The sequence below is a fragment of the Clavibacter zhangzhiyongii genome (assembly GCF_014775655.1).
In the GTDB taxonomy this organism is placed as follows: domain Bacteria; phylum Actinomycetota; class Actinomycetes; order Actinomycetales; family Microbacteriaceae; genus Clavibacter; species Clavibacter zhangzhiyongii.
This window is the reverse complement of sequence record NZ_CP061274.1, coordinates 291465-317345: the sequence shown is the minus strand read 5'-3', so window position 1 is coordinate 317345 and position 25881 is coordinate 291465. Positions and strand designations below refer to the sequence as shown.

Sequence of the window (25881 nt, the reverse complement as noted above, 5' to 3'; positions counted from 1 at the left end):
TCGGGCCCGCGTTCGCGACCTGTTCACCTCCCCGCGACCGTCCCGTCGCGCGCCGGCATGGCCTGCCGCCGCCTGCCCCGATAGGGTCAAGTTATCTAGATCAGCAGACAACTTGGAGGGATCGCGGCGATGGCACCGACCACGACGAGCACGACCGGACGGGAGGACGTCGCCGCCCGGCAGCGCTGGATGCGCGTCCTCTCGGCCGCCGACGCGGGCGCGCTCGACGCCGCCTGGACGGCGTGGGAGCCCAAGCCCGACGTGCAGCACATCCGCGGACCCGAGGCCGGACTCGTCATGGTCCGCGGCCGCGTGGACGCCGGCGGCGCGCGCTTCAACCTCGGCGAGGCGACCGTCACGCGCGCCACCCTCCGCCTGCACGGGCCCGCCATGTCGGCGGACGCGCTCGGCAGCTCGTACGTCCTCGGATCCGACCTCGAGCACGCCCGCCTCGCGGCCCTGTTCGACGGGATGCTCCTCGACGCCGGCCTGCACGACCGCGTGCTCGCGGAGGTGATCGCGCCGCTCGAGCGCGCCCGGGCGGAGGCGGACGACGTCCGCGCCGCCGAGGCCCGCAGCACCCTGGTCGACTTCTTCACCGTCGCCCGGGAGCACGCGTGACCGCCGCGACCGGGCGCGCCCCCGGCATTCCCGCCCCCGGCTTCCCCGACGCGACCCGCGGCGCCCAGGCCGCGTTCCGCGCCCTCCTCGACGCGCTCGCGCACCCGACGCGCGTCCACCCGCTCGTCGGCCCGGCCGAGGCGCCCGCCGGGCTCGGCGCGGGGCTCGGGGCCGTCGCCCTCACCGTGCTCGACGAGGAGTCCGCGCTCTGGCTGGATCCGCGTCGCGCCGCCGACGCCGAGGTCGCCGCCTGGCTCACCTTCCACACCGGCGTGCGCCTCGTCGGCGACGCGGCCGACGCGGACTTCGTGCTCGCCGACGCGTCGTCGCTGCCCCCGCTCGCGACCCTCGCCGCGGGCACCGACGAGGAGCCGCACCGCTCGGCGACCGTCCTCCTCGACGTGCGCGACGCGGCCGGCCCCCGCCGGATCCGCGCCGAGGGCCCCGGCATCGACGGCCACGCCGACGCCGACGCCCCCTGGGCCGACGACGCCCTCCTCGACGCCTGGCGGACCAACGGCGAGCGCTTCCCGCGCGGCGTCGACCTGCTGCTCGTCGACGCCGGATCCGTCGCCGCCCTCCCCCGCACCACCCGCCTCACGGCGGCCGACCCCCGATCGGAGGCCTGACATGTACGTCGCCGTCAAGGGCGGGGAGCGGGCGATCGCCGCCGCGCACGCCCTGCTCGCCGCGGAGGGCCGGGGCGCCCCCGGATCGACGCCGCTCGAGGCCGGGCAGGTCGCCGGCCAGCTCGGCGTCCTCGTCTCCCGCGTGATGACCGAGGGCTCGCTGCACGACCCCGAGCTCGCCGCGCGCGCCCTCCTCCAGGCGCAGGGCGACGTGCTCGAGGCCGTCACGCTGCTGCGCTCGTACCGCACCACGCTGCCGCGCTTCGGGTACACGCTGCCGGTGGACACCGCCCAGCTCCCGCCCCAGCGCCGCGTCTCCGCGACCTTCAAGGACCTGCCCGGCGGCCAGCAGCTCGGCGCGACCTTCGACTACACGCACCGCCTGTTCTCCGACGCCGAGGCCGCCCCGGTCACGACGCGCGAGGCCGACGCGGGCGCCACGATGCCGCGCGTCGCCGACCTCCTCGGCGCGAGCGCGCTCATCGAGCCCGACTCCCACCCCGGCCAGGACGACGAGGAGCCCGCGGACATCACGCGCGAGCCCACCGTCTTCCCCATGACGCGGCCGGAGCGCCTGCAGGCCCTCGCCCGCGGCGACGAGGGCTTCCTCCTCGGCCTCGGCTACTCGACCCAACGCGGGTTCGGCACGACCCACCCCTTCGCGGGCGAGATCCGCGTGGGCGAGGTCGAGGTGGAGCTCGACGCCCCGGAGCTCGGCTTCGCGGTGCCGCTCGGGCGGATCGAGGTCACCGAGTGCCAGATGGTCAACCAGTTCACGGGCAGCGCCGACCGGCCCGCCCAGTTCACGCGCGGCTACGGCCTCGCCTTCGGGCGGAGCGAGCGGAAGGCCATGTCGATGGCGCTCGTCGACCGCGCGCTCCGGGCCGCCGAGTTCGACGAGCGCGTGACCGCCCCCGCGCAGGACGAGGAGTTCGTCATCAGCCACTCCGACAACGTGCAGGCGACCGGCTTCGTCGAGCACCTCAAGCTGCCGCACTACGTCGACTTCCAGGCCGAGCTCGTGCTCGTGCGGCGGCTCGCGCGGGAGTTCCGGGAGCGGCACGCGACGCCGGAGGGCGCATCCGACGCGACGCCGGACGACGACGCGGACGTGACGGCGAGCGCGCCCGCGCCCGCCGCCGTCCCGGCCGGAGCGGGGGCCCGCGCATGAGCACCTCCCTCATCGGCTACAACCTCGGCTACCTCGACGAGCAGACCAAGCGCATGATCCGCCGCGCGCTCCTCAAGGCCGTCGCGATCCCCGGGTTCCAGGTGCCGTTCGCCAGCCGCGAGGTGCCCATGCCGCGCGGCTGGGGCACGGGCGGCGTGCAGGTCACGGCCGCGGTCGTCGGCGAGGACGACGTGCTCAAGGTCATCGACCAGGGCGCCGACGACACCACGAACGCCGTCTCCATCCGCCAGTTCTTCGCGTCCGTCGCCGGGGTGTCCACCACGACGCGCACCGACGAGGCGACCGTGATCCAGACCCGCCACCGGATCCCCGAGACGCCGCTCGCCGACGGGCAGGTCATCGTCTACCAGGTGCCCATGCCGGAGCCGCTGCGCTTCCTCGAGCCCCGCGAGACGGAGACCCGCCGCCTGCACGCGCTCGAGGAGTACGGCCTCATGTACGTGAAGCTCTACGAGGACATCGCGCGCTTCGGGCACGTCGCCAAGACGTACGACTACCCCGTGATGGTGGCCGACCGCTACCTCATGGCGCCGTCGCCGATCCCGTCCTTCGACAACCCGAAGATGCACATGAGCCCCGCGCTCCAGCTGTTCGGCGCCGGCCGCGAGAAGCGCATCTACGCCGTGCCGCCGTTCACGCGCGTGGAGAGCCTCGGCTTCGAGGACCACCCGTTCGAGCCGCAGTCCTTCGAGGACCCGTGCGCCATCTGCGGATCCACGGGCGTGTACCTCGACGAGGTCATCACCGACGACCGGGGCGCGTCCATGTTCGTCTGCTCCGACACCGACCACTGCGAGCGCACGGCGGCCGCCGCCGACGCCGCCCCCACCCAGGACGAGGAGGCGCGCGCATGAGCGACGACCGACCGCTGCTCGAGGTCCGCGGGGCCGCCCACCGCTACGGCGACCGCTACGGCTGCCGCGACGTCGACTTCGACCTGCACCCGGGCGAGGTGCTCGCGGTCGTGGGCGAGTCGGGATCCGGCAAGTCGACCCTGCTCGGCACCCTGTCCCAGCGGCTGGCGCTCAGCGAGGGCAGCATCCGCTACCGGCTGGCCGACGGCGAGACCGTGGAGCTCGCGGACATGTCCGAGAGCTCCGTGCGCAGGCTGTGGCGGAGCGAGTGGGGCTTCGTGCACCAGGATCCGGCCGACGGCCTGCGCATGCACGTGAGCGCGGGCGGCAACGTCGGCGAGCCGCTCATGACGAACGGGTGGCGGCACTACGGGCGGATCCGCGAGACGGCGGCCGAGTGGCTGCGGCACGTCGAGATCCCCGTCGACCGCATCGACGACCACCCGACCACGTTCTCCGGCGGCATGCGCCAGCGCCTGCAGATCGCCCGGAACCTCGTCGTCTCGCCCCGGCTCGTCTTCATGGACGAGCCGACGAGCGGCCTCGACGTCTCCGTGCAGGCGCGCCTGCTCGACCTGATCCGCGGCCTCGTCGCGGAGCTCGGCCTCGCCGTCGTCATCGTCACCCACGACCTCGCCGTCGCCCGCCTCATCTCGCACCGCACGCTCGTGATGAAGGACGGCCGCGTCATCGAGTCGGGCCTCACCGACCGGGTCCTCGACGACCCGCAGGCCGCCTACACCCAGCTGCTCGTCTCCTCGATCCTGCAAGGATGATCCGCCCCATGACCGGAACCCCGCTCGGGACCACGACCGCATCCGCATCCGCCCCGGTCCTCACCGTCGACCGGGTCGCCAAGACCTTCATCATGCACCTGCAGGGCGGCCAGCGACTGGCCGTGCTCGACGGCCTCTCCTTCACCGTGGGCCGCGGCGAGCGCGTCGTGCTCGGCGGCGCCTCCGGGGCCGGCAAGAGCACGGTGCTGAAGCTCGTGTACGGCAACTACCAGGCCGACCGCGGGCGCATCGTCGTGCACGCCCCGGGCGGCGACGTGGACATCGTCACCGCGCAGCCCCGCGCGGTCCTCGCCGCCCGGCTCCACGCCGTCGGCTACGTGAGCCAGTTCCTCCGCTGCGTCCCGCGCGTCGGCACGCTCGACGTGGTGGCCGAGCCGCTCGTGGAGCGCGGCGTCGACGCGGAGGAGGCCCGCGACCGGGCCGCGCGCATGCTCACGCGCCTCTCCATCCCCGAGCGGCTGTGGTCGCTGCCGCCCGCCACCTTCTCCGGCGGCGAGCAGCAGCGCGTGAACGTGGCGCGCGGGTTCCTGCCGGAGCTGCCGCTGCTCCTCCTCGACGAGCCGACCGCCTCCCTCGACGCGCGCAACCGCGACGTGGTCGTCGAGCTGATCGCGGAGAAGCGCACCGCGGGCGTCGGCATGCTCGGGATCTTCCACGACGCGGAGGTGCGCGCCGCGGTCGCGGACCGCACGGTGGACGTCGAGGCCTTCGTGCCGGCGCTCGCCGGGGTCGGGCGATGACCCGGGTCGCGGTCTACGCGGTCCCCGGGATCGGCTCGGACGACGCCGCCGGGATCCTCCTGCGCGAGCGCGCCGAGGCGTGGCTCGGCCGGTCCGTCGTCGGCGGATCCGCGGCCCCGGCCCCCGAGGCCCCCGCCGGCTGGACCCGCGCCGAGGTCGACGCCCTCACGGTCGATGCCCGCCGCTACGGCTTCCACGGCACGCTCAAGCCGCCCTTCCGCCTCGCGGACGGACGCGACCTCGACGAGCTCGACGCCGCGGTGGCGCGCTTCGCGGCCGAGCGGGAGCGGATCACGGTCCCCGGCCTCCGGGTCACCCCGCTCGGCGACTTCCTGGCGCTCGTCCCGACCCGGCACGCGCCCGAGCTGCACGCGCTCGCGGAGGACGTCGTGACCCGCCTCGACGTGTTCCGCGCTCCCCCGACGGACGCGGAGACGGCCCGCCGGGATCCCGCGTCCCTCACCCCGCGGCAGCGCGAGCTGCTCGCGGCGTGGGGCTACCCGCACGTCCTCGACGGGTTCCGCTTCCACCTGACCCTCACCGACCGGATCCCCGCCGCCGAGCGCCCCCGCGCCGAGGCCGCCCTCGCCGCCTGGTTCGCCGGCTGCACCGACCGGCCCCTCGCCGTCGACGCGCTCGCGGTCCTGATCGAGGACGCGCCCGGATCCCCGTTCCGCCTGCACGCGGTCCACCCGCTCCGCGACCTCCCCACCCCGCACGCCCCCGGCGCCGCGCTCGACGGCACCTCGCCCGCCCTCCCCCTCCCGCACATCCCCGGCGCCGCGCTCGACGGCACCTCGCCCGACCTCCCCCTCCCGCACATCCCCGGCGCCGCCCCGGCGCCCGACCCCGAAGGAACCCGATGAGCCGCGAGACCGTCCTGCGCAACGCCCGCATCGTCCTGGACGACGAGGTGCTGCACGGATCCGTCCTGATCCGCGACGGCCTCGTCGCCGACGTCTCCCCCGGCGCTCCCGGCCAGGTCGGCGGCACCGGCGACGACCTCGACGGCGACACCCTGATCCCCGGCCTCGTCGAGCTGCACACCGACCACCTCGAGTCGCACGCCCAGCCCCGGCCCGGCACGCGCTGGGATCCGGTGCCCGCCGTCCTCGCCCACGACGCGCAGCTGAGCGGCGCCGGCGTCACCACGGTCTTCGACGCGATCCGCATCGGCACCCTCGAGGGCCGGGACGACGCCACCACGCTGTCCCGCTCGCTCGCCGACGCCATCGAGCACGCGGGACGCGCGGGGCTCGTGCGCGCGGAGCACTTCATCCACCTCCGCTGCGAGGTCGCGGCGCCCGCCACGGTCGCCGAGTTCGAGGCGTTCGACGGCATCGCGTCGCTCCGCCTCGCGTCGCTCATGGACCACACGCCGGGCCAGCGCCAGTACGCGGACGTCGAGGCGTTCACGCGCTACATGGTCGGCAAGGGCCGCGTGCAGGCGAGCGGGATCGGCGCCCTCATGGAGGAGCTGAGGACCGTCGCCGCGGAGCACTCGGAGCCCAACCGCACGGCCATCGCCGCGCTCGCGACCGCCCGCGGGGTCGCGCTCGCCGCCCACGACGACGCGACCGTCGCCCACGTCGAGGAGTCGGCGGCGCTCGGCGTCCGCATCTCCGAGTTCCCGACCACCGTGGTCGCCGCCCGCGCGGCCCGCGCGCACGGCCAGCTCATCGTCATGGGCGCGCCGAACATCGTGCGCGGGGGCAGCCAGTCCGGCAACGTCGCGGCCACCGAGCTGCTCGCGCTCGGGCTGCTCGACATCCTGTCCTCCGACTACGTCCCCGCGAGCCCGCTGCAGGCGATCGTGCAGCTCGACGCCGACGGGATCCTCCCCCTCACCGCGGGCGTGAAGCTCGTCAGCGGCAACCCGGCCCGGGCCGTGGGCCTCGTCGACCGCGGCGTGATCCGCGTGGGCGCCCGCGCCGACCTCGTGCGCGTGCACCGCCACGGCATCGCCGCGAGCGAGCGCCACCCGGGCGGGCGCACCGTGCCCGTCGTCCGCGCCGTGCTCCGCGCCGGGGCGCGCGTCTCGTGAGGGAGCCCGTGGGCCCCGGCCCGTTCGTCGCCGTCGTCGGCGCGAGCGGCGTCGGCAAGGACGCCCTCCTCGCCGCCGCCCGCGCGGACGGAGGCCCGGACGCGTTCTTCCCCCGCCGCGCCATCACCCGCCCGCCCGGACCCGGCGAGGACTTCGACGCCGTCGGCGAGGAGGCGTTCGCCTCGGCCGCGGCGCGCGGCGCCTACGCCGTGACCTGGGAGGCGCACGGGCTCCGCTACGGGATCCCCGCGACCGCCGACGACGCGTCGCGCGCGGGCATCGCCGTGGTCGCGAACGTCTCCCGCGGCATGCTCGACGTGCTCCAGGCGCGCTACGCGCGGCTGGTCGTGGTGCGGATCACCGTGTCCGACGAGGTGCGCGCCGCCCGCCTCCGCGAGCGGGGACGCGAACCCGCCGCCGACATCGCCCGGCGGCTGGCCCGCGCGGACCCGGCGCCCGACCGCGTCGCCGACCACGAGCTCCGCAACGACGGCACGGTCGCCGAGGGCGGCGCGGCGCTGCTCCGCGTGATCCGCGCGGCCCTCGCCGACGTGCGCGGCATCACCCCCGGCGACGACCCGGCCGGCCCCGACGACCCCCATCCCCTCGACCCCGCGTCCCGCGGCAGGACGGAGACCCCGTGACCACGCGCCTCTCGGAGCAGCCGGCGATCGGCCCCGACGTCACGATGACGGGCAGCGAGGTCGGCCGCTGGACGGAGATCGGCGCCGGCACGCGCCTGCTCGACACCGTGATCGGCGACTACAGCTACTGCGACCGCCTGTGCGATCTCGCCCACACGACCGTGGGCCGGTTCGCCAACATCGCGAGCGCGGTCCGCGTCGGGGCCACCGACCACCCCCTCGACCGGGCGACGCTGCACCACTTCATGTACCGCAGCACCCTGTACTGGGACGACGCGGAGGACGACGCGGAGTTCTTCGCGCACCGCCGCTCGCGCCGCACGACCATCGGCCACGACACGTGGATCGGGCACGGCGCCATGATCAAGCCGGGCGTGCGCGTCGGCGACGGCGCGGTCGTCGCCTCGGGGGCGGTCGTCACGCGCGACGTGCCGGACTACGCGATCGTGGCGGGCGTGCCCGCGACGGTGATCCGCTTCCGCCAGCCCCCGGAGATCGCCGCGCGCCTGCAGCGCCTCGCCTGGTGGGACTGGGACCACGCGACCCTCCGCGCCCGCCTCGACGACTTCCGCGCGCTGTCCACCGTGGAGTTCCTGGAGCGGTACGAGGGCTGACCGCGCGGCGACGGCCGGCGGCGCCGGATCAGCCCGGCCCGTCGCCCGTCGCGGCCAGCAGCGGCACGATCACCGCGCTGACGGGCATCGGCAGGCCGTGCGCCCGGCCGCGGCGGAGGACCACGCCGTTGCGCGCCTCCCACTCGAGGGGGCGGCCCGCCGCGCGGTCGGCGAGGATCGAGGTCCCCATGTCGGCGGGAGCCGCGCGGAAGGCGTCGACGATCGCGTCCGCCACCTCGTCGCCGAGGTCCGCGCCCTCGGCTCGCGCCACCTCCAGGCACTCGAGCGCGTACGCCCGGGCCAGGTCGGCGACGTCGTCCCGGCGGAAGACGCCGGCGCGTCGACCGGTGAGCGCCATGATCCCCGCGACCGCGTTCTGCACGAGCTTCCGCCAGGCGACCGTGGGCAGGTCCGCCGTCAGTTCGACCGCGCACCGGCTGCCGTGGAGCGCCTGCACGACGACCCGGGCCGCCGGCACGTCCGGCAGCGTGAGGCGCGCGGCGCCGCGGAGGAGGACCGACCCGTCGGCCCGCGCCTCCGCCGGGAACCACACCACCGCGGGCACCACCGCCGACCCCGGCACGTGCGGCGCGACGGACGCCACCTGCTCGACGCCGTTCTGCAGCACGCCGACGACGGTGCCCGCGTCGCAGAGCGCCGCGAGCCACGGCGCCGCCGCCTCGACCTGCGTCGCCTTCACGGCGAGGAGCACGAGGTCGACCGGGCCCGCGACGCCCGCCGGGTCGACGTGCACGGGACCGGGGACCACGACGGTCGCGTCGCCCGCGACCAGCACGAGCCGGTCGCGGGGCGTCCGCCCGCACAGGAGCACCGGCACCCCGGCCTCGTGCAGCGCGGCCGCGACGGCCGTGCCGATGGCGCCCGGCCCGACCACCGCCACGCGGAGCGGAGCGCCCGGCGTCACCGGAACACGCGCCGCAGCCACGCCGCGAGGCCCTCGACCGCCAGCACGCTCACGAACACCATCGCGACGAGGGTCGTGACCTGCCCGTGCAGCGTCATCACGGACGACGCGTTGGTCAGGTGGAAGCCGATCCCGCTCCCGCCGACGATGCCGAGGATCGTGGCCGCGCGGATGTTCGTGTCGACGAGGTACAGCGAGTTGCCGACGAGCGACGGCAGCCCCTGCGGCCAGGTGGCCGCGAGGAACCGCTGCCCGCGGGTCGCGCCGATCGCCGTCAGCGCACGCTCGGGCCCCGCGTCCACCTCCTCGAAGGAGTCGGCGATGAGCTTGCCGAGGAGCCCGACGCCGCCGAACGCGAGCGCGACCACGCCGGCCTGGTTGCCGAGCCCCGTGATCATGATCAGCAGGATCGCGAGCACCAGCTCGGGCACGCCGCGGAACACGACGAGCAGCACGCGCGCGCCGTTCCGCACGCCCGGGCTCGGCGCGACGTTGCGCGCGGCGAGGGATCCGACGACGAGCGCCAGCACGACCGAGAGGAGCGCGGCCGCGAAGGCCACCTGGATCGTGACGAGCAGCGCCTCCGCGAACTCGGTGAACGTGTGCGTCCCGAGGCTCGGCGGCCAGAAGCTCTGGAACGTGGGCGCGACGTACTCCCACGTGATCTGGTCGAGGTCGATGTCGGCCGCGAGCCAGCCGCCGACGACGACCGCCACGGCGAGCGCCGACCACATCGCGGTGCGCACGCGGTCGGGCGTCCACGGCCGACGCTGCATGGAGTCGATCGTCACGGCGCGCGCGACGGCCGGGTCCGCGGACCGGTCGGGTGCCGCGCGGCCCCGCGTGATCCACCGCACGATGCGGTCGCCCGGCCCGCGCCCGGCGGGCCGCACGCCGAGCACGCTGCGGCGGATCGACGACGAGACGATCTCCACGAGCACGCACAGCAGGAAGATCACGATCGCGATCCCGAGTCCCCGGCCGTACCCGGTGGGGAACTGGCCGAACGCGACCTTCATCGCGTAGCCGAGCCCGCCCACGCCGGCGTAGCCGAGGATCGCGGAGCCGCGCAGGTTGATGTCGAAGCGGTGCAGCACCGTGGCGATCCACGACGGCAGCACCTGCGGGAAGACGCCCGACCAGAACTCCTGCGCGCGCGTGCCGCCCGTGGTGCGGATGGCCCGCTGGGGGCCCTCGTCGACCTGCTCGATGGCGTCGGCGAAGAGCTTCGAGATCATGCCGATCGAGTGGATCCCGATGGCGAGGATGCCGGGCAGCGGGCTCCCCAGCGTGAAGGCGAGCGCGAACGCCAGCGCCAGCACGACGTCGGGGATGGCGCGGGTGACGACGCCGATCGTGCGGCCGAGCCAGCGCAGCCACGGCGCCGGCGTCGTGTTCGCCGCCGACGCGTACGCGACGGGGATGGAGACGAGGGCCGCGGCGAGCGTGCCGAGCACGACGATGCCGAGCGTCAGGCCGATGAGGTAGACGAGGTCGGCGGGCGCCGGGAAGCTGATCGGGTCCATGCGCGAGAACACCTTCGCGGCGTTCTCGGTGCTGCGGGCGATGTCCGACCAGGAGAAGTCGAGGGTCGTCAGCGCGTGGACGGCGAAGGCCGCCATCGCGAGGACGACCACCAGCGCGAGCGCCCGCTGCCGCTCCGGGGGCCGGCGGGGCGCGCGCGCCTCGACGTCCGGCCGGACGCCGGGAGGGGCCCCGCCCGGGCGCTCGGCGACCGCGGTCACCGGGGGCCGTCCGGAGCGGACGGACCGGCGGAGCCGAGCCGCCCGAGCGCGCCCAGCGCACCCACGGGGGCCGCCTCCTCGAGCGGCATGCCGCCGCCGAGCTCGGTCGCGATGGCGGCGAGCGCCGACGTCGTCGACGCCACCCGCCCGTAGATCTCCATCACCTGGGCCTTGCCGATGCCGCGCGTGGGGGTGTCGAGCACGACCTCGCCGTGGCGGAGGCCGACGATGCGGTCGCCCCAGCCGAGCGCGAGGTCGACCTGGTGCAGGCTGCAGACCACGGTGAGCCCGTCGTCCGCGGCGATCTCGCGGATCAGCCGCATCACCTGCTCGCTCGACTCCGGGTCGAGGCTCGCGACGGGCTCGTCGGCGAGCAGGATCTCGGGCCGCTGCATGAGCGCCCGCGCGATGGCGACGCGCTGCTGCTGCCCGCCGGAGAGCCGGTCGGCCCGCTCGTAGGCCTTCTCGAGCAGGCCCACGCGGTTCAGGTGGCCGAGCGCCTCGGTGCGGGCGGCGCGGGGGTACGTCCAGATCCCGAGGCGCGGGCCGCGGAGCCGGCCGAGCGCGCCGGTGAGCACGTTCTCGAGCACCGTCAACGACGGCACGAGCTCGAACTGCTGGAAGATCATCGCGACCCGGCCGCGGAGGGCGCGGAGCCCCTGCTGGCCGAGGGACGCGACGTCCTGGTCGAAGACGCGGACGGTGCCCGCGCTCGGCATCTCGAGGCCGTCGAGGTGGCGGAGGAGGGTCGACTTGCCCGAGCCGGACAGGCCGAGGAGCACGACGACCTCCCCGCGCTCGACGGTCAGGTCGACGTCGTGGAGCGCCCGCGTGGCGCCGAAGGACTTGGTGAGCCCTGCGACGGAGACGAGCGGGGAGGTCGTCGTGCCGGTCATGGTCGGTTCAGTCCGTCCGGGTCACTTCGCGCACTTGGCGGCGGCGATGGAGTCGCAGAGGTCCGCGATCGACTCGTAGTACGAGGCGTCCTCGGCCTGGGCGCCGAAGTAGCCCTTGGTGAAGCCGTCCGTCATCTCGACGCCGGACGCCTGGATGGCCTCGAGCGACGCGCCCTGGAGGGCCGTGGTCAGCTTCTCCTTGACGTCCGCCGGCAGCGTCGACGAGATCGAGAGCGGGCCGCCGGGCACGTACTCCTTGCCGATGACCGCCACGTCGCCCGCCGTCGCCGCGGGCTCGGCGATCGAGTCCTCGGCGAAGCCGACGTCGCACTGGCCGGACGCGACCGCCTGGGCGGACTTGTCGTGCGCGCCCGCGAAGTACGGCGTGAAGTCGGCGAACTGCGGGTTGCCGTTCGCGTCGGCGCCGGTGCTCTCGACGTCGAGGCCCGCCTTCTGCAGCTGGTACAGGCCGAAGAGGAATCCGGAGGTGGAGTTCGGGTCGACGAAGCAGACCGTCTTGCCCTTCGCGCCCGCGAGCTCGGTGATGTCCGAGCCCTTCGGGACGATCGCCTCGGAGTAGTAGCCGGGGTCGGTCACGTCCTCGGAGCTGAGGGTCGCGGCGACCGGCTCGATCTCCGCGCCCTTGTTGGTGGCCATGACGTACTGCAGCGCGCCGGAGCTCATCATGTCGACCTTGCCGGCGACGGCCGCGGCGATGAGCGCGGTGTAGTCGGCGGTCGGGTAGTACTCCACCTTCATGCCGGTCTCCTTGGCGATGTACTCCTCGAGCGGCTTGTTGTTGGAGTCGGATCCGGCCTGGTCCGGCACGGCGCCGAAGACGAGGGTGCCCTCGGACTTGGCCCAGGTCCCCTCGCCGGTGGAGCCGGATCCGGAGGCGGAGTCGGACGCGCCGGCGGAGCAGCCGGTGAGCGCGAGGGCGGTGATGAGCACCGAGGCCGCGAGGGCTCCGATGCGGGTGCGGGGGGACGGGGACATGGGCGTGCCTCTCGAGTCGGTACCCGCGAGCGGTGTGGGGATCCGCGGGTCGTGCTCGACGCTAGGAACGCGCGATGGAAGCGCCGTGCCGTCCAGATGGCGCGGCTGTGAACTTGTATGGAAGAGCAGACATCTCGGCCTCCGGGCGGCCGCCCGGCGCCGCCGTCACCCCATGTCGGAGCCCAGCTCGACCTCCGTGAAGATCGAGCCGAGCAGCACGCCCGCGGGCGGCGACGTGTCCGCGCCGAGCTCCGGGAAGCGGTGCGCGAAGACCTCGGCGTCGTCCTCGGGGTGGAACCCGATCGCCTCGCCGGCCGCGAGCGACACCCAGCGGCGCGTGTTCCGCGAGACGCCCCACACGATCCGGTGGCCGGGCTCGTCGAGGCGGAGCACCGCCTCCACGAGCCGGGCGGCGTCACCCGCCGAGAGCCAGGTGGAGACGCTGCGGGCGGCGGACGGCTCGGGCTCGGCCGTCATGATCCGCACGCTCACGACGACGTGCCCGTGCCGGTCGGCGTAGAGGCTGCCGAGCCCCTCGAGCAGCACCTTGCTGAGGCCGTAGAAGGTGTCGGGCCGGGCGACGGGCACGTCCTCGCGCGCGGCCTCGGTCGCGGGCAGGAAGCCGACGGCGTGGACGGAGCTGGCGGCGAGGATCCGCGGGACCCCCGCCCGCACGACCGCCTCGTGGACCGCGTGCGAGCTGTCGTCGTTCACCCGCTGGATCGCCTCCCACGAGCGCTCCGACGCGTGCGCCGCGAGGTGCACGACGAGGTCGGATCCACGGAACGCCTCCGTGCAGGCGTCGACGTCGGTGGTGTCGACGATCGCGGCGGTCTCCCCCTCGGCCAGCGGCGTGGGCGGCTCCACCACGTCGAGCAGCCGCAGCTCGTGCCCGGCGGCGAGGAGCAGGGGGCGGATGCTCGTGGCGATCCGGCCGGATCCTCCCGTGATCGTGATCGTGCCCATGTCGGATCCCCTCGTCGTCGACGCGCCGGCCGCCGTGGCCGTCCTCCCATCCTGGGCGGCGAGCGGGCGCCCGCCTAGAGCGGCGCCGCGTCGAACAGCACCTGCGAGCATCCGCGCGCCGCATCGTGCGTGACGAGCGCGCGCACCCCGTAGACGTCGGCGATGAGCTCCGGCGTGAGCACGTCGCGCGGATGCCCGCCCGCGACCACGCGCCCCTCGCGCAGCACGAGCACGCTGTCGCAGAACATCGCCGCGAGGTTGAGGTCGTGCAGCGCGACGACCGTGGTCACCGGCAGGTCCCGCACGAGGGCGAGCAGCTCCAGCTGGTGGCGGATGTCGAGGTGGTTCGTCGGCTCGTCGAGCAGCAGCTCGCGCGGCTCCTGCGCGAGGGCGCGCGCGATGTGCGCCCGCTGCCGCTCGCCGCCGGAGAGCGTGCGCCACGCGCGGTCGGCCTTCGCCTCGAGCCCGACGTGCGCGATCGCGCGGTCGATGGCCGCCGTGTCCTCCGCCGTGTCGCCGCCGAGCAGCGTGCGGTACGGCGTGCGGCCGAGGCGCACGACGTCGCGCACGACGATGTCGACCTCGGTCTCGCCGTGCTGGGTCACGGTCGCCACGCGCCGGGCGACCTCGCGCCGGCGGAGCCCCGCGAGGTCGGCGCCGTCGAGCGTGACGCGGCCGGAGTCCGGCGCCGCGGCGCCCTGCAGCAGCTTGAGGAGCGACGACTTGCCCGAGCCGTTCGGCCCGAGGAGCCCGACGGTGGATCCGGGTGCGGGCTCGAGGGTGACGTCGTCGACCACGAGCCGCCCGCCCCGCGACCAGCTGACGCCCCGCGCCTCGAGCGTCATGCGCGCCCCCGGTTGCGCATGAGCAGCAGCATGAACACGGGCACGCCGACGAGCGCCGTGCCGACGCCCACGGGCAGCGGCGTGGGCGCGAAGGCGATGCGGGAGAACGCGTCGACCCACACCATGAAGACGGCGCCGAGCACGATCGTCGCGGGCACGACCCGCGAGTGCCGCTGGCCGAACAGCAGGCGCGCGGCGTGCGGGAGCACCAGGCCGACGAAGCCGATGGCGCCCGCGATGCTCACGAGGGTCGCGGTGAGGAGCGCGGTGACCACCAGGAGGATCGTGCGGGTGCGGCCCACGTGGATCCCGAGCGACGACGCGACGTCCTCCCCGAACGCGAAGGCGTCGAGCGAGCGGGCGTAGGCGAGGCAGACGACCGCGCCGACCGCGACCACGGAGACGCTGAGCCCCACCTCGTCCCAGCGCATCCCCTCGAGCGATCCGAGGAGCCAGAACATGATGCCGCGCGTCTCGTCGGAGTCCGCGAACGCGAAGACGACGAGCGAGGTGAGCGCGGAGAAGAGCTGCGTGCTGGCGACGCCCGCGAGGATCACGCCCGCCGTGCCGCCGGAGGAGAACCGGGCGAGCAGGAGCACGAAGCCGAACGCCACGAGCGCGCCGATGAAGGCGCCGCCCGACATGCCGATGACGCCGCCGCCGAGGCCGAGCACGCCGATGAGCACCGCGCCGGTCGACGCGCCGGAGGAGACGCCGAGCACGAACGGATCCGCGAGCGGGTTCCGCAGGAGCGACTGGAGCACGACGCCGCAGAGGCCGAGGCCCGCGCCGCAGGCCGCCGCCACGAGCGCGCGGGGCATGCGCTCCTGCCAGACGATGGCGTCCTCGGAGACGCGCACCGGGATGCTCGCGAGCCCGGCGTGGTTGAGCAGGATGTCGCGCACGTTCACGAGCGACACGTCGGCCGGCCCGAGCGTCACGGCGACGCCCACCGAGAGCGCGAGCGCGACGACCCCGAGCGCGAGGAGCACCGCGACGCGGAGCGCGTGCGGCAGGCCGAGCACCCGGGCCGCGAGCGAGCCGGACGGCGCCCGCAGGGCCCCGGCGCTCAGAGCTTCCCCCCGCGCGCGTCCCACCAGGCGCGGATCTTCTCGAGCCCGTCGACGAAGCGGATCGACGGGTTCATCTCGGCGCCGTGCAGCGCGATCGTGCGGTCCTCCTTCACGGCGGTGAGGTCGCGGGTGAGCGGGTCGCTCGTGAGGAAGTCGATCTTGTCCTGCAGCTTGTCGCCGGGGAACCGGTTCCGCTGCAGGTCGCCGAGCACGAGGATGTCCGGGTCGCGGTCGACGACGGTCTCCCACCCGGTGGCGATGAAGTCGTCGCGCACCTCGGGGAACGCGTCCGTGAGGCCGACCTGGCGCGAGAGCAGCGACGTGGCGCCGAACCCGCCGCCCATGTACGGCGTCTTGGTGTCCGCGAACCAGTACATGACCTTCGCGCCGCCGAGGTCCATGCCGTCGGTGGCCGCGGCCGCCCGCTGCTGGAGCGAGGAGACGAGCGCCTCGCCGCGGTCCTTCACGTCGAACACCTCCGCCATCTCGCGGATCTCCTGGTACAGCGCGTCGACCGTGAGCGGCGTGGTGCGCTGACCGCCGCCGTTGATGCTCACGTCGGAGTCGCAGTCGGTGGGCGACAGGTAGGAGGGGATGGCCGTCTCGGCGAGCCGGTCGCGCGTGACGACGCCGCCCGTGCCGTAGTGCCGGCCGAAGGACGCGGTGACGAAGTCGGGATCCGCGCCCATGAGCACCTCGTAGGTGGGCGCGTTGTCGGCGAGGCGCGGCACCTGGGCGTTCGCGTCGGCGAGGGAGTCGAGCACGGGATCCGTCCACGACGCCGTGCCGACCATGCGGTCCTGGAGGCCGAGCGACAGCAGGATCTCCGTGGAGTCCTGGTCGAGCGACACCACGCGCGAGGGCGCCTGGTCGACGGTGACGTCGTGCCCGCAGTTCGACAGCGTCAGCGGGTAGGTCGTCGACCCCTCCCCCGCGTCGGCGACGGACGCCACCGGCACCTCCTCGGAGGCCCCGCATCCGGTGAGGGCGACGAGCACGAGGCCCGTGACCGAGGCGGCGGTGAGGCGGGCGAGGGCGCGGGGCATGGGTCTCCAGGAGGTCGAGGCCGGTGTCGGGCCCGGTGGGGAGCCGGGCCGCGGGTAAGCATAGCCTTACCTCACCACTCGGCTCGACCTCCGTCCCCCGCACGTCGGCCGCCCCCGGGGATCAGCGCCCGCGCGCCACCGTCGACCCGCGCACGAGCAGCTCGAAGCCCATCGTCTCGGTGCGGAAGGCGCCCGCGTCGGCGCCGCGGTCGATCCGCTCGGCCAGCATCGCGACCGCGCGGCGCGCGATGGCGCGGCGGCCGGGCGACACGGTGGTGAGCGGCGGCTGCGCGAAGCGGGAGTCTGCCGTGTCGTCGAGGCCCGCCACGGCCACGTCCTCGGGCACGCGGAGGCCGCGCTCCTGGAGCATCCACTGGGCCCCGAGCGCGAGCGAGTCGTTGAAGCCGAAGACCGCGTCGAGCTCGACCCCGTCGTCGAGGAGGCGCGCCATCGCGGCGGCGCCGGCCTCGCGGCGCCAGGGGCCGGGATCCACCTGGAGGCGCGGGTCGAGCGGGATGCCGGCCGCGGTGAGCGCGTCCTCCGCGCCGCGCCGGCGGAGCGCCGAGCCCGACGGCTCGTCCGCGTCGCGCACGCCGATGAGCGCGATGCGGCGCCGGCCCGTCTCGACGAGGTGCGCGACCGCGGCGTGCGCGGCGTCCCGGTCGGCGATGAGCACCTGGTCGGCGAGGCCCTCGAGGAAGCGCTGGCCGATCATCACGAGCGGCACGTTCAGGTCGATGACGCCGGCGTCCTCCTGGTGCAGCGCGAGCGGCTCGTAGATCACGCCGTCGAGCACCTGCCGGTGCAGGCCCGAGAGCGCGCCGATCTCGCGGTCGCGCCGCCCCGCCGTCGTCTCGACGAGCACGCTGAGGCCGAGCTCGTCGGCCGCGTCGATCACGTCCTGCGCGAGCGGCGCGAGGTACGCGCTGTCGAGCTCGGGGATCACGAGCGCGATCATGCGCGACCGCCCCGAGCGCAGGTTCCGGGCGGAGACGTTCATGCGGTAGCCGAGCTCGGCGACGGCGGCCTCGATCCGCGCCCGCGTCCCGTCGCGCATGTACGGGTAGCCGTTGAAGTAGTTGCTGACGGTCTTGATGGAGACGCCCGCGGCGCGCGCGACGTCGCTCATCGTGGCCGCCATGCGCTCCCCTTCGACTGGGCGCTCCCGCCGCGGATCCTCGTCCGGCCGTGCGCGCCGCCCCCAGCCTGGCATGCGGGCCGGGCGGCGGCCCTACTTCACGGCGCCGCTGATCAGCCCCGCCACGTAGTACCGCTGCAGCAGCAGGTAGAGCACGACGCACGGGAGCACCGTCACGGCGACGCCCGTCTGCATCAGCCCCCAGTCGACCGTGTTGTTCTGGCCGGCCGAGAGGATGTTGAGGCTCACCGGCAGCGTGTAGAGGCTCTGGTCGGTGATGAGGATGAGCGTCGCGAAGAAGTCGTTCCACGCCGAGAAGAACGTGAGGAGCGCGGTCGAGACGACGCCGGGGATCGCGATGGGCAGCATCACGCGCCGCATCGCCTGCAGCGGCGTGTTGCCGTCGATGAGCGCGGCCTCCTCCAGGCTCGCCGGCACCGCTGCGAAGGAGTTCCGCATGAGGAAGATCCCGAACGGCAGGTTGAAGGTGGCGAGCACGAGCGAGAGGCCCACGAGGGTGTTGTCGAGGTCGAGCTCGATGAGCGTCAGGAACAGCGGCGTGATGATCGCCTGGAACGGGATCATGAACGTGATCAGCACCACGAAGAACACCACGTCGCTCCCCCGGAACGGCAGGCGCGCGAACGCGTAGCCCGCCAGCGTCGAGACCACGACCGTGAGCGCCGTGACCAGCAGCGACACGAAGACGCTGTTGCGGAGGCTCGTCACGAGGTCGAGGCCGCCCGTCGGCGTGAGGAGCCGCTGCAGGTTGCCCAGGCCGACCGAGCCGTCCTGCGCCGTGAGCGCGGTGCCGAGCATGATCCCGAGCGGGTAGAGGAAGAGGAGCGCGACGCAGCCGCACGCCACGTACCAGGCGAGGCGCGGCATCGAGGCGCGGACCGCGCCGAGGCCGCGGGCGTCGCGGCCGCGGACGGCGCGCTCCGGGGACGCGCCCGCGGCGGGGACGGAGGAGGCGGGGCGGGCGGGGGCGGAGGTGCTCATGAGTGGTCCGAGTTCCGGAGGAGCAGCATCTGGGCTGCGCTGACGAGGCCGAGGACGACCATGAGGATGATGGAGAGCGCGGCCCCGTAGCCGAGGTCGAGCCGGATGAACGAGGAGCGGTAGATCTCGTAGACCGCCGTGATGGTGCCGTTGTCCGGCCCGCCCGCGGTCATGATGTAGAACTGGTCGAACGCCAGCAGCGACCCGGCCACGCTGAACACCAGCACGAGCGCGAGCGTCGGGCGCAGCAGCGGCAGCGTGATGTGGAAGAACCGCTGCCAGCGCGTCGACCCGTCCACCTCGGCCGCCTCGTTCACCTCCTGCGGGATCGACTGGAAGCCCGACAGCAGGAGCAGCATCTGCAGGCCCGCGGACTTCCACGCGACCATGCTCACGACCACGAGGAACGCGGTCACGTTGCCGCCGAACATGTTCGTCGACACGTCGAGCAGGCCGATCCCGGCGAGCGCCTTCATGGTCGGCCCGATCACCGGCTGCCACATGAAGAGGAAGAGGTAGCTCGCGGAGGCGAGGCCCACCACGACCGGCAGGAAGAAGATCGACTGGAAGACCCGGGCGGTGCGCGTGCGGCGCTGGATGAGCAGCACCAGCACGAGGCCGATCACGAGGAGCACCGGGGTCACGACCGCCGTGTACACGAGCGTGAAGCCGACCGCCCGGAGGAACGCCTGGTCCTGGAACGCCTCGACGTAGTTCGCGAGCCCGGTGAAGGCGCGGTTGCCGAGCAGCGGCCAGGTGTAGGTGCTCATCGCGACGGTGCGCATCAGCGGCCAGATGAAGAAGGTGACGAGCATCACGAGGGCCGGCAGCACCAGCAGCATCCCGGTGCGGCGCCGCCTCCTCGCCATGCCGCCGCGGTCGCGCACCGCGCTGCGGGCCGGCGACGCGACGGCGCCCTCCAGCCGGGTGATCACGGGTGCGGTCACTTCTCGTCCTCCTCGACGTAGACGACGGAGTCGAGGATGCGCTGCGCCTCGGCCTGGGCCTCGCGCTGCGCCTCCGGGATCCCGCCGCCGAACACGGACTGCGAGATCAGGTTGACCCAGACCCCGTTGTTGTCGTTGAACAGCTCGTTCTCCACCGGGCTGAACGGCACGTGGCCGACCCGGAGCGCGTCCGCGAACACGCTGTAGCGCGGGTCCTGCGGCACGTAGACCTCGTCGAGCAGGTCGGTGCGGATGGGCACGACCGACTGCTCGGCGAGGATGGTCTGCGCCTCCTCGCCCGTCGCCCACTCGACGAACTCCCACGCCGCGTCGGCGTCCTCCGCGCCGTCGAGGATGGCGAGGGTGTCGCCGCCGCCGAAGGACGCGGATCCGCCGTCCCTGCCGGGCAGCGGGGTGACGCCGAAGTCGACCGTGCCCCCGGCCACGAGCGCGCCCATGGTGGCGGTGCCGTCGGCGATCATGCCGACCGTGCCCTGCTGGAACGCGGTCGCGGTGTTCGGGCCGGCGTCGGTCTGCGCGAGCGACGGCATGCTGCCGTCGGTCCACATGCCGCGCAGCAGCTCGAGCCCCTCGGCGACCTCCGGGCTGTCGAGGGTCGCGGTGCGGCCGTCGGCGGAGAGCACGTCGCCGCCGCCGCCCCAGATGAGCGGGGTGAAGCCGAAGATGAGGCAGCCGCCGCACGCGCCGGGGATGGAGTAGCCGTAGGTGCTGTCGCCGAGCGCCGTGATGGCCTTCGCTGCCGCGCGGATCTCCGCGTGCGTCGTCGGCGGGTCCTCCGGGTCGAGCCCGGCCTCGGCGAAGAGCTCCTTGTTGTAGAAGAGCACCGACGCGTCGCCGGTGAACGGCACCGCGTAGGTGCGACCGTCGAAGGACGAGACGGACGCGTGCGCGGGGCTGAAGTCGTCGGCGTAGCCGAGCGCGTCGACCCGGTCGGTGATGTCGACGAGCGCGCCGGCCTGCGCGAAGTACGGCGTGAAGACGAGGTCGAGCGCGGCCGCGTCGGGCGGGTCGCCGCCGGCGATCGAGGTAGCGAGCTTCTGCACGTAGCTGGGCGACGGCACGAGCGTGATCTCGACCTGCGTCTCGTGCGAGGCGTTGTAGGCCTCGGCGAGCGGCTCGACGAGCGCCTTCTCGTAGTCGCGGATCCAGAGCTCGACGGTGCCGTCGCCCCCGCCGCCGCCGGATCCGGCGGAGCAGCCGCTGAGCGCGAGCCTGGTGATCGTGAGGGTCGCCGCGGCGACCAGCCTCCTCGTGGTCCGCTTCATCGCGCTCCTCGTGTCCGTGACGTGTCGGCCCGTCGGGGCTCGGCCGCGTGGCCGCACGCACCGCCCTGGTGCCTTCTACATCGTTGTACTAGATTATGTGCATCGATGTACTGCTCGTCAAGGGCGGATCGATGCGCCCGGATCGCGTCCGGGCCCCGTCCGCGGCACCGTCGCCGCGGACGACGCCGCCGCCACGTGAGGATCCCGATGACCGTCGCCCCCGCCACCCCGCGCCCCGCCGCCGACCTCCCCGGCGCCGTCCGGTCCTTCCCGCTCTCCGCCGTCCGCCTGGGCGACGGCCCGCTCCGGCATGCGCAGCTCACCGACGTGGAGTACGTGCTGCGCCTGGATCCGGACCGCCTGCTCGCGCCCTTCCTCCGGGAGGCCGGGCTCGAGTCCCCCGTGCCGAGCTACGGCAGCTGGGAGGAGATCGGCCTCGACGGGCACATCGGCGGCCACCTCCTGTCCGCGCTCGCGCAGCTGCACGCCGCGACGGGCGACCCGCGCCTCCTCCCCCGCCTCGAGTACATGCTCGACGTGCTGGAGCGCTGCCAGGAGGCGGCCGGCGACGGGTGGCTCGGCGGCGTGCCGGACGGCCGCGAGTTCGGCCGCACCATCGCCGAGGGGCGGATCGATGCGGACACCTTCGACCTCGAGGGCCGGTGGGTGCCGCTCTACAACCTGCACAAGACGCTCGGCGGGCTGCTCGACGCGCACGAGCACACGGCATCCGCCCGCGCGCTGCGACTGGCCGAGGGCATGGCCGACTGGTGGCTCGGCGTCTCCGCGCATCTCGACGACGACGCGTTCGAGGGCATGCTCGCGACCGAGCACGGCGGCATGTGCGACGCGTTCGCGACGCTCGCGGGCATCACCGGCCGGGCCGACCTGCTCGCCGAGGCGCGGCGGTTCGCGCAGCGCGCCCTGGTGGATCCGCTCGCCGCCGGCCGCGACGAGCTCGACGGGCTGCACGCGAACACGCAGATCCCCAAGGTCATCGGCCTCGAGCGGCTCGGCCGGATGACGGGCGACGCGCGCCTGCTCGCCGCGTCCGACGCGTTCTGGGAGTCGGTCGCCCACCGGCGGAGCGTCGTGATCGGCGGCAACAGCGTGCGGGAGCACTTCCACCCCTCGCGCGACTTCGCGCCGATGGTGCTCGACGAGCAGGGGCCCGAGACCTGCAACAGCTACAACATGCTCGAGCTCGCGCGGCTGCGGTTCGAGCGCACGGGCGACGCGTCGATCCTCGACCAGGTCGAGCGCACCACCCTCAACCACATCCTCTCCACGCAGCACCCGGAGCACGGCGGGCTCGTGTACTTCACGTCCCTGCGGCCCGCGCACCCGCGCGTCTACTCCGTGGCCGAGGAGTCGATGTGGTGCTGCGTCGGCACCGGGATGGAGGACCACGCGCGCTACGGCGAGCAGGTGTTCGCGCACGCGGACGACGCGCTGCTCGTGGGCATGTACGTGCCGGCCGAGCTCGACTGGGCCGAGCGGGGCGTCCGCGCGCGCATCGACGGCGACGTGGTGCGCACCGGCGAGGTGACCGTGACGATCGAGGCCGACGCGCCCGTCGAGCTGGAGCTGCGGCTGCGGCGGCCGGGCTGGGCGACGTCGATGGCGGTGCTCGTCGACGGGCGCCCGGTGTCCGGTCCCGCCCCCGGCGCGGACGCCCCGGCCATCCGCCGCACCTGGTCGGGCACGACCGCGGTCACCGTCTACCTCGGCATGGAGGTGCGGGCCGAGCGCCTGCCCGACGGATCCGCGTGGACGTCGTACGCGTACGGCCCGCTCGCGCTCGCCTCGCGCGACGGCCGGGACGGGATCGCCGGATCGCTCGCGGAGGACTCGCGCATGGGCCACGTGACGCCCGCGCCGAAGGTGCCGCTCGAGCGCACGCCCGTGGTCACCGCGGCCGACCCCGCCGACGCCGTGACGCTCGTCGACCGCGCGGCGCTCGCGTTCCGGCTCGACGCGTCGCGGGAGGGCGAGCGCGTGGCCGTGGAGCTGGAGCCGTTCGCGGGGATCCACGACGAGCGCACGACGCTCGTCTGGCCGACCGGCGCGGATCCCGTCGCGCGGGCGGCCGAGCTGCGCGCGATGGACGCCGCGGGCACCGACGGCGACGTGGTCGACGAGGTCGTCTCCGGCGAGCAGCAGCCCGAGGTCGACCACGGCTTCCGCGGCGAGGGCACGCGCGCGGGCGGCGCCGACGGCGTGCACTGGCGGAGCGCGACGGGCTGGTTCTCCTACGAGCTGCGCGACCCCGTGGGCACGGCCACCGTGGTGCGCGTGCGGCTGCGGCGCGAGGCCGTGCTGGGCGACGCGACGGGCGCGGGAGCTCCCGCGGACGGAGGCGTCGGCCAGGTCGTCCGGGTCGGCGGCGTGGAGGCGCCCGCCGCGGATCCCGTCGAGCTCGGCGGCGAGGTGGGCGAGGACGCGGTCGACGTGCCCATCACCGACGCCATGCGCGCGGGATCCCCCGACGGCGCGGTCGCGGTGTCCGTGCACGCGGTGCCGGGCGGGCGCACGCGGGACGTCCTCGGGATCCAGCTGCGCGCCTGACCCGCGGCCGCGCACGACGAGGGGCCCGGACGATCCGCCCGGGCCCCTCGTCGCGCATCGCGTCCGCTACGCGGAGACGGCCTGCAGGTTCCGCTCGATGTGCGCGTGGAACGCCTGCAGCCAGGTGAGGAGGAACTCCTCGGTGCCGGCGTTCGAGATCGCGCCATCGGGCGAGATGAGGCCCTCGGTGGTCTGGATGTACGCCTCGGGCTGCGACAGCTCCGGCGACGCGAGGAACGACAGGATGCTGCGCAGGTGCTGCTGCGCGACGGCCGTGCCGACCGAGCCGATGGACGTGCCGATGACGGCGCTCGGCTTGCCCTGGAACGCGTTCTCGCCATAGGGGCGGCTCGCGAAGTCGAGCGCGTTCTTCAGGACGCCGGGCACCGAGCGGTTGTACTCGGGCGTGACGATCATGATCGCGTCGGCGTCGGCGATGGCCGCCTTGAACGCGTTCGCGACCTCGGGGTAGTCCCCGTCCATGTCCGCGCTGTAGAAGGGCAGCGGCTGGATCGGGATCTCGGTGAGCTCGAGGCCGGCCTGGGCGCCGAGGCGCGTGAGCGCCAGCGACAGGGCCCGGTTGATGGAGGTGGACGACAGGCTGCCGACGAGGTAGCCGACGCGGTACGTGCTGCTCATGGTGCGTTCCTTCCCGCACGGATCAGTTCCATGCGCGCGCATGGAGCCTAGCGGCGGCGGCCGGACGCGAGCCGGGAGCGGACAGCCGGCGGGCGAGACCCGCTAGTTGAGCGCCTTGCCGCCCGTGGTGAGCGGCTCGACCGAGCTGGGCGTGAGCGCGAGCGCAAGGCCCGAGAGGCCGATCCCGAAGAAGAGGAAGTCGTCGACGATGGTGAAGCCCGTGGGCGTGAGGCCGCCGAGCTCGTTGTCGAGGAAGCTGAGGACGCCCATGAGCGTGAAGAGGCCGCCGAACGCCGTGAGCGTGCCGCGGATCGCGCCGGGGCCGATCTGCCGGGTGCCGGCCAGGAGCAGCACGATCGCGCTCAGCAGGTAGAGGACGTCGACGAAGAAGTCGACGTTGAGGATCCCGAGGAGGTGCGACCCCTCGATGAAGAGGCCCACGAACCCGTGGCCGCCGAGAACCGCCGCGACCATCACCATCCACGCCTTGCCCATGACACGTCCCCTCGTTCCCGGCCCGCCGCTCGACGGGCACCATGTCCACCGAACCCGGCTGCGGGGGCTGCGCCAAGGTCGCGCGGTGCGACTCCCAGGATCCGTTGAGGACCTCGCGGACCCCGCCCGGCCGCGGGATCCTGAACATCCGCCGACCGCCGACACACTGCTCGATCCCGGGCGTAGCGTCCAGCTCACAGGACACCGGCCGGCCCGCGGGCGGCCACGGACGACGACTCGGAGAAGCACATGTCAGAACGCAACACCGTCATCAGGAGCATGCACGACCTCGGCCTCGCGGCCTGGTTCGGCGGATCCCTCATGGGCGCGGTCGGCCTGAACGGCGCCGCCGCCAAGGCGAAGCAGCCGCAGGAGCGCCTGCGCCTGTCCTCCATCGGCTGGGCCCGCTGGGCGCCCGTGCAGCTCGCCGCCCTCGGCGCGCACGCCGTCGGCGGCCTCGGCCTCATCTACGCCAACAAGGGACGCCTCGCGTCGCAGGGCGAGGCCCGCTCGAACACGAACGTCAAGGCCGTGCTGACCATCGTCGCCGCCGGCACGACGCTCTACTCGGCGATCATCGGATCCAAGATGGCGAAGCACGCCGACGAGGGCGCCGAGGGCACGACCGAGCCCGGCGCCGGTGCGTCGAAGGAGCTCGAGGGCGCGCAGAAGCAGCAGAAGGCGCTCCAGTGGGCGATCCCCGCGCTGACCTCGGTGCTCGTGGTCCTCGCCGCCCAGCAGGGCGAGCAGCAGCGCCCGGTAGCCGGCTGGATCGACCGCTTCAAGGGCTAGACCCGATCGATCACGACGGCGGGGTGCCTCCGGGCGCCCCGCCGTCGTGCTGCCCGGGGGCGGTGGAGCTCACGCGGTCCGCCTCCTCCTGCGCCGCCCGGCGCATGCGCCGGGCCTTCAGACCGGCGAGGAGCGTGACGAGGCCGACGAGCAGCATCCCGCCGGCGAGCACCGCGAACGGCGTGCCCCGGTAGCCGACCCGACCGGGGTCGGCCAGCGTCTGCAGGGTCGCGATCAGGCCGAACACGAGGAAGAAGACCCCGCCCCCGATCGCCCCACCCGGCGAGGTGATCTCCTTCGCGAACCTGGTGATCATTCCCCGTCCCTCCGCGCGGACGATCGACGCCCGCCTCCTGTCCATCATGGCGTCGGAGTGGCCGATGCGAC

Annotated in this window: 27 protein-coding genes; 12 read left to right on the top strand and 15 right to left on the bottom strand. The window is 74.3% G+C overall.

Going from position 1 to position 25881, the window contains the following annotated elements; all coding sequences use genetic code 11:
• The first annotated feature begins 129 nt into the window (after positions 1 to 129).
• The 10 genes from phnG to H9X71_RS01520 are packed head-to-tail and all read left to right on the top strand — an operon-like array spanning position 130 to position 8135.
• Positions 130 to 621, top strand: coding sequence for a phosphonate C-P lyase system protein PhnG (phnG, locus tag H9X71_RS01565; RefSeq protein WP_191148013.1), 492 nt, complete (start codon positions 130 to 132; stop codon positions 619 to 621).
• A complete protein-coding gene (phnH, locus tag H9X71_RS01560) occupies positions 618 to 1250 on the top strand; it encodes a phosphonate C-P lyase system protein PhnH (protein ID WP_191148012.1) in 633 nt (210 codons plus the stop codon). Before phnG ends, phnH begins: the two co-directional genes overlap by 4 nt.
• 1 nt (position 1251) lies before the next feature.
• Positions 1252 to 2421 carry a carbon-phosphorus lyase complex subunit gene (locus tag H9X71_RS01555; protein ID WP_191148011.1) on the top strand — a complete coding sequence of 390 codons (1170 nt, stop codon included), beginning with the start codon at positions 1252 to 1254 and terminating at the stop codon, positions 2419 to 2421.
• Positions 2418 to 3296 carry an alpha-D-ribose 1-methylphosphonate 5-phosphate C-P-lyase PhnJ gene (locus H9X71_RS01550; protein ID WP_191148010.1) on the top strand — a complete coding sequence of 293 codons (879 nt, stop codon included), beginning with the start codon at positions 2418 to 2420 and terminating at the stop codon, positions 3294 to 3296. The genes H9X71_RS01555 and H9X71_RS01550 overlap by 4 nt, the downstream gene beginning before the upstream one ends.
• Positions 3293 to 4072, top strand: a complete 780-nt coding sequence (phnK, locus tag H9X71_RS01545; RefSeq protein WP_191148009.1) for a phosphonate C-P lyase system protein PhnK — start codon at positions 3293 to 3295, stop codon at positions 4070 to 4072. Before H9X71_RS01550 ends, phnK begins: the two co-directional genes overlap by 4 nt.
• 8 nt (positions 4073 to 4080) lie before the next feature.
• Positions 4081 to 4833, top strand: a complete 753-nt coding sequence (gene phnL, locus H9X71_RS01540; protein ID WP_244961703.1) for a phosphonate C-P lyase system protein PhnL — start codon at positions 4081 to 4083, stop codon at positions 4831 to 4833.
• Positions 4830 to 5699, top strand: a complete 870-nt coding sequence (locus tag H9X71_RS01535) for a DUF1045 domain-containing protein (protein ID WP_191148007.1) — start codon at positions 4830 to 4832, stop codon at positions 5697 to 5699. The genes phnL and H9X71_RS01535 overlap by 4 nt, the downstream gene beginning before the upstream one ends.
• Positions 5696 to 6877 (top strand): alpha-D-ribose 1-methylphosphonate 5-triphosphate diphosphatase, encoded by a 1182-nt coding sequence (locus H9X71_RS01530; RefSeq protein ID WP_191148006.1) that lies wholly within the window; start codon positions 5696 to 5698, stop codon positions 6875 to 6877. Before H9X71_RS01535 ends, H9X71_RS01530 begins: the two co-directional genes overlap by 4 nt.
• Before the next feature lie 8 nt (positions 6878 to 6885).
• Positions 6886 to 7521, top strand: coding sequence for a phosphonate metabolism protein/1,5-bisphosphokinase (PRPP-forming) PhnN (gene phnN, locus H9X71_RS01525; RefSeq protein ID WP_244961702.1), 636 nt, complete (start codon positions 6886 to 6888; stop codon positions 7519 to 7521).
• Positions 7518 to 8135, top strand: a complete 618-nt coding sequence (locus H9X71_RS01520) for a DapH/DapD/GlmU-related protein (RefSeq protein WP_191148004.1) — start codon at positions 7518 to 7520, stop codon at positions 8133 to 8135. The genes phnN and H9X71_RS01520 overlap by 4 nt, the downstream gene beginning before the upstream one ends.
• 28 nt (positions 8136 to 8163) lie before the next feature.
• Here the strand turns inward: H9X71_RS01520 and H9X71_RS01515 are convergent, their stop codons facing one another.
• The 12 genes from H9X71_RS01515 to H9X71_RS01460 all read right to left on the bottom strand — a co-directional run bounded on the left by H9X71_RS01515 (position 8164) and on the right by H9X71_RS01460 (position 21000).
• Positions 8164 to 9060 (bottom strand): oxidoreductase, encoded by an 897-nt coding sequence (locus H9X71_RS01515; protein ID WP_191148003.1) that lies wholly within the window; start codon positions 9058 to 9060, stop codon positions 8164 to 8166.
• The gene (locus H9X71_RS01510) at positions 9057 to 10805 is read right to left on the bottom strand and encodes a PhnE/PtxC family ABC transporter permease (RefSeq protein ID WP_191148002.1); all 1749 of its coding nucleotides are present in this window, start codon (positions 10803 to 10805) and stop codon (positions 9057 to 9059) included. Before H9X71_RS01510 ends, H9X71_RS01515 begins: the two co-directional genes overlap by 4 nt.
• A complete protein-coding gene (phnC, locus tag H9X71_RS01505) occupies positions 10802 to 11701 on the bottom strand; it encodes a phosphonate ABC transporter ATP-binding protein (protein ID WP_191148001.1) in 900 nt (299 codons plus the stop codon). The genes H9X71_RS01510 and phnC overlap by 4 nt, the downstream gene beginning before the upstream one ends.
• Before the next feature lie 21 nt (positions 11702 to 11722).
• Positions 11723 to 12697 (bottom strand): phosphate/phosphite/phosphonate ABC transporter substrate-binding protein, encoded by a 975-nt coding sequence (locus H9X71_RS01500; protein WP_191148000.1) that lies wholly within the window; start codon positions 12695 to 12697, stop codon positions 11723 to 11725.
• Between the two features lie 165 nt (positions 12698 to 12862).
• Entirely contained in the window at positions 12863 to 13663 is an 801-nt protein-coding gene (locus H9X71_RS01495; protein ID WP_191147999.1) for an NAD-dependent epimerase/dehydratase family protein, read from the bottom strand.
• Between the two features lie 74 nt (positions 13664 to 13737).
• A complete protein-coding gene (locus tag H9X71_RS01490) occupies positions 13738 to 14508 on the bottom strand; it encodes an ABC transporter ATP-binding protein (protein ID WP_191147998.1) in 771 nt (256 codons plus the stop codon).
• Positions 14505 to 15605, bottom strand: a complete 1101-nt coding sequence (locus H9X71_RS01485; RefSeq protein ID WP_425321405.1) for a FecCD family ABC transporter permease — start codon at positions 15603 to 15605, stop codon at positions 14505 to 14507. The genes H9X71_RS01490 and H9X71_RS01485 overlap by 4 nt, the downstream gene beginning before the upstream one ends.
• Complete coding sequence (locus H9X71_RS01480; protein WP_191147997.1) at positions 15578 to 16627, bottom strand: ABC transporter substrate-binding protein; 1050 nt, start codon at positions 16625 to 16627, stop codon at positions 15578 to 15580. The genes H9X71_RS01485 and H9X71_RS01480 overlap by 28 nt, the downstream gene beginning before the upstream one ends.
• 121 nt (positions 16628 to 16748) lie before the next feature.
• A complete protein-coding gene (locus tag H9X71_RS01475; RefSeq protein ID WP_236006574.1) occupies positions 16749 to 17768 on the bottom strand; it encodes a LacI family DNA-binding transcriptional regulator in 1020 nt (339 codons plus the stop codon).
• A 90-nt stretch (positions 17769 to 17858) separates the two neighbouring features.
• Positions 17859 to 18767, bottom strand: coding sequence for a carbohydrate ABC transporter permease (locus H9X71_RS01470; RefSeq protein ID WP_244961701.1), 909 nt, complete (start codon positions 18765 to 18767; stop codon positions 17859 to 17861).
• Positions 18764 to 19714, bottom strand: a complete 951-nt coding sequence (locus tag H9X71_RS01465; protein WP_244961700.1) for a carbohydrate ABC transporter permease — start codon at positions 19712 to 19714, stop codon at positions 18764 to 18766. Before H9X71_RS01465 ends, H9X71_RS01470 begins: the two co-directional genes overlap by 4 nt.
• Positions 19711 to 21000, bottom strand: a complete 1290-nt coding sequence (locus H9X71_RS01460) for an ABC transporter substrate-binding protein (protein ID WP_191147996.1) — start codon at positions 20998 to 21000, stop codon at positions 19711 to 19713. The genes H9X71_RS01465 and H9X71_RS01460 overlap by 4 nt, the downstream gene beginning before the upstream one ends.
• A gap of 207 nt (positions 21001 to 21207) precedes the next feature.
• Here H9X71_RS01460 and H9X71_RS01455 point away from each other — a divergent pair, with 207 nt between their 5' ends.
• The gene (locus H9X71_RS01455) at positions 21208 to 23568 is read left to right on the top strand and encodes a beta-L-arabinofuranosidase domain-containing protein (protein WP_191147995.1); all 2361 of its coding nucleotides are present in this window, start codon (positions 21208 to 21210) and stop codon (positions 23566 to 23568) included.
• A 66-nt stretch (positions 23569 to 23634) separates the two neighbouring features.
• On the opposite strand, the gene H9X71_RS01450 is transcribed toward H9X71_RS01455, so the two are convergent.
• Both H9X71_RS01450 and H9X71_RS01445 read right to left on the bottom strand, forming a co-directional pair.
• A complete protein-coding gene (locus H9X71_RS01450; RefSeq protein ID WP_191147994.1) occupies positions 23635 to 24207 on the bottom strand; it encodes an NADPH-dependent FMN reductase in 573 nt (190 codons plus the stop codon).
• Between the two features lie 102 nt (positions 24208 to 24309).
• Positions 24310 to 24702, bottom strand: a complete 393-nt coding sequence (locus H9X71_RS01445; RefSeq protein WP_191147993.1) for a hypothetical protein — start codon at positions 24700 to 24702, stop codon at positions 24310 to 24312.
• Between the two features lie 249 nt (positions 24703 to 24951).
• Here H9X71_RS01445 and H9X71_RS01440 point away from each other — a divergent pair, with 249 nt between their 5' ends.
• The gene (locus H9X71_RS01440) at positions 24952 to 25494 is read left to right on the top strand and encodes a hypothetical protein (RefSeq protein ID WP_191147992.1); all 543 of its coding nucleotides are present in this window, start codon (positions 24952 to 24954) and stop codon (positions 25492 to 25494) included.
• Between the two features lie 10 nt (positions 25495 to 25504).
• Here the strand turns inward: H9X71_RS01440 and H9X71_RS01435 are convergent, their stop codons facing one another.
• Positions 25505 to 25810, bottom strand: a complete 306-nt coding sequence (locus tag H9X71_RS01435; RefSeq protein ID WP_191147991.1) for a phage holin family protein — start codon at positions 25808 to 25810, stop codon at positions 25505 to 25507.
• Positions 25811 to 25881 lie beyond the last annotated feature (71 nt).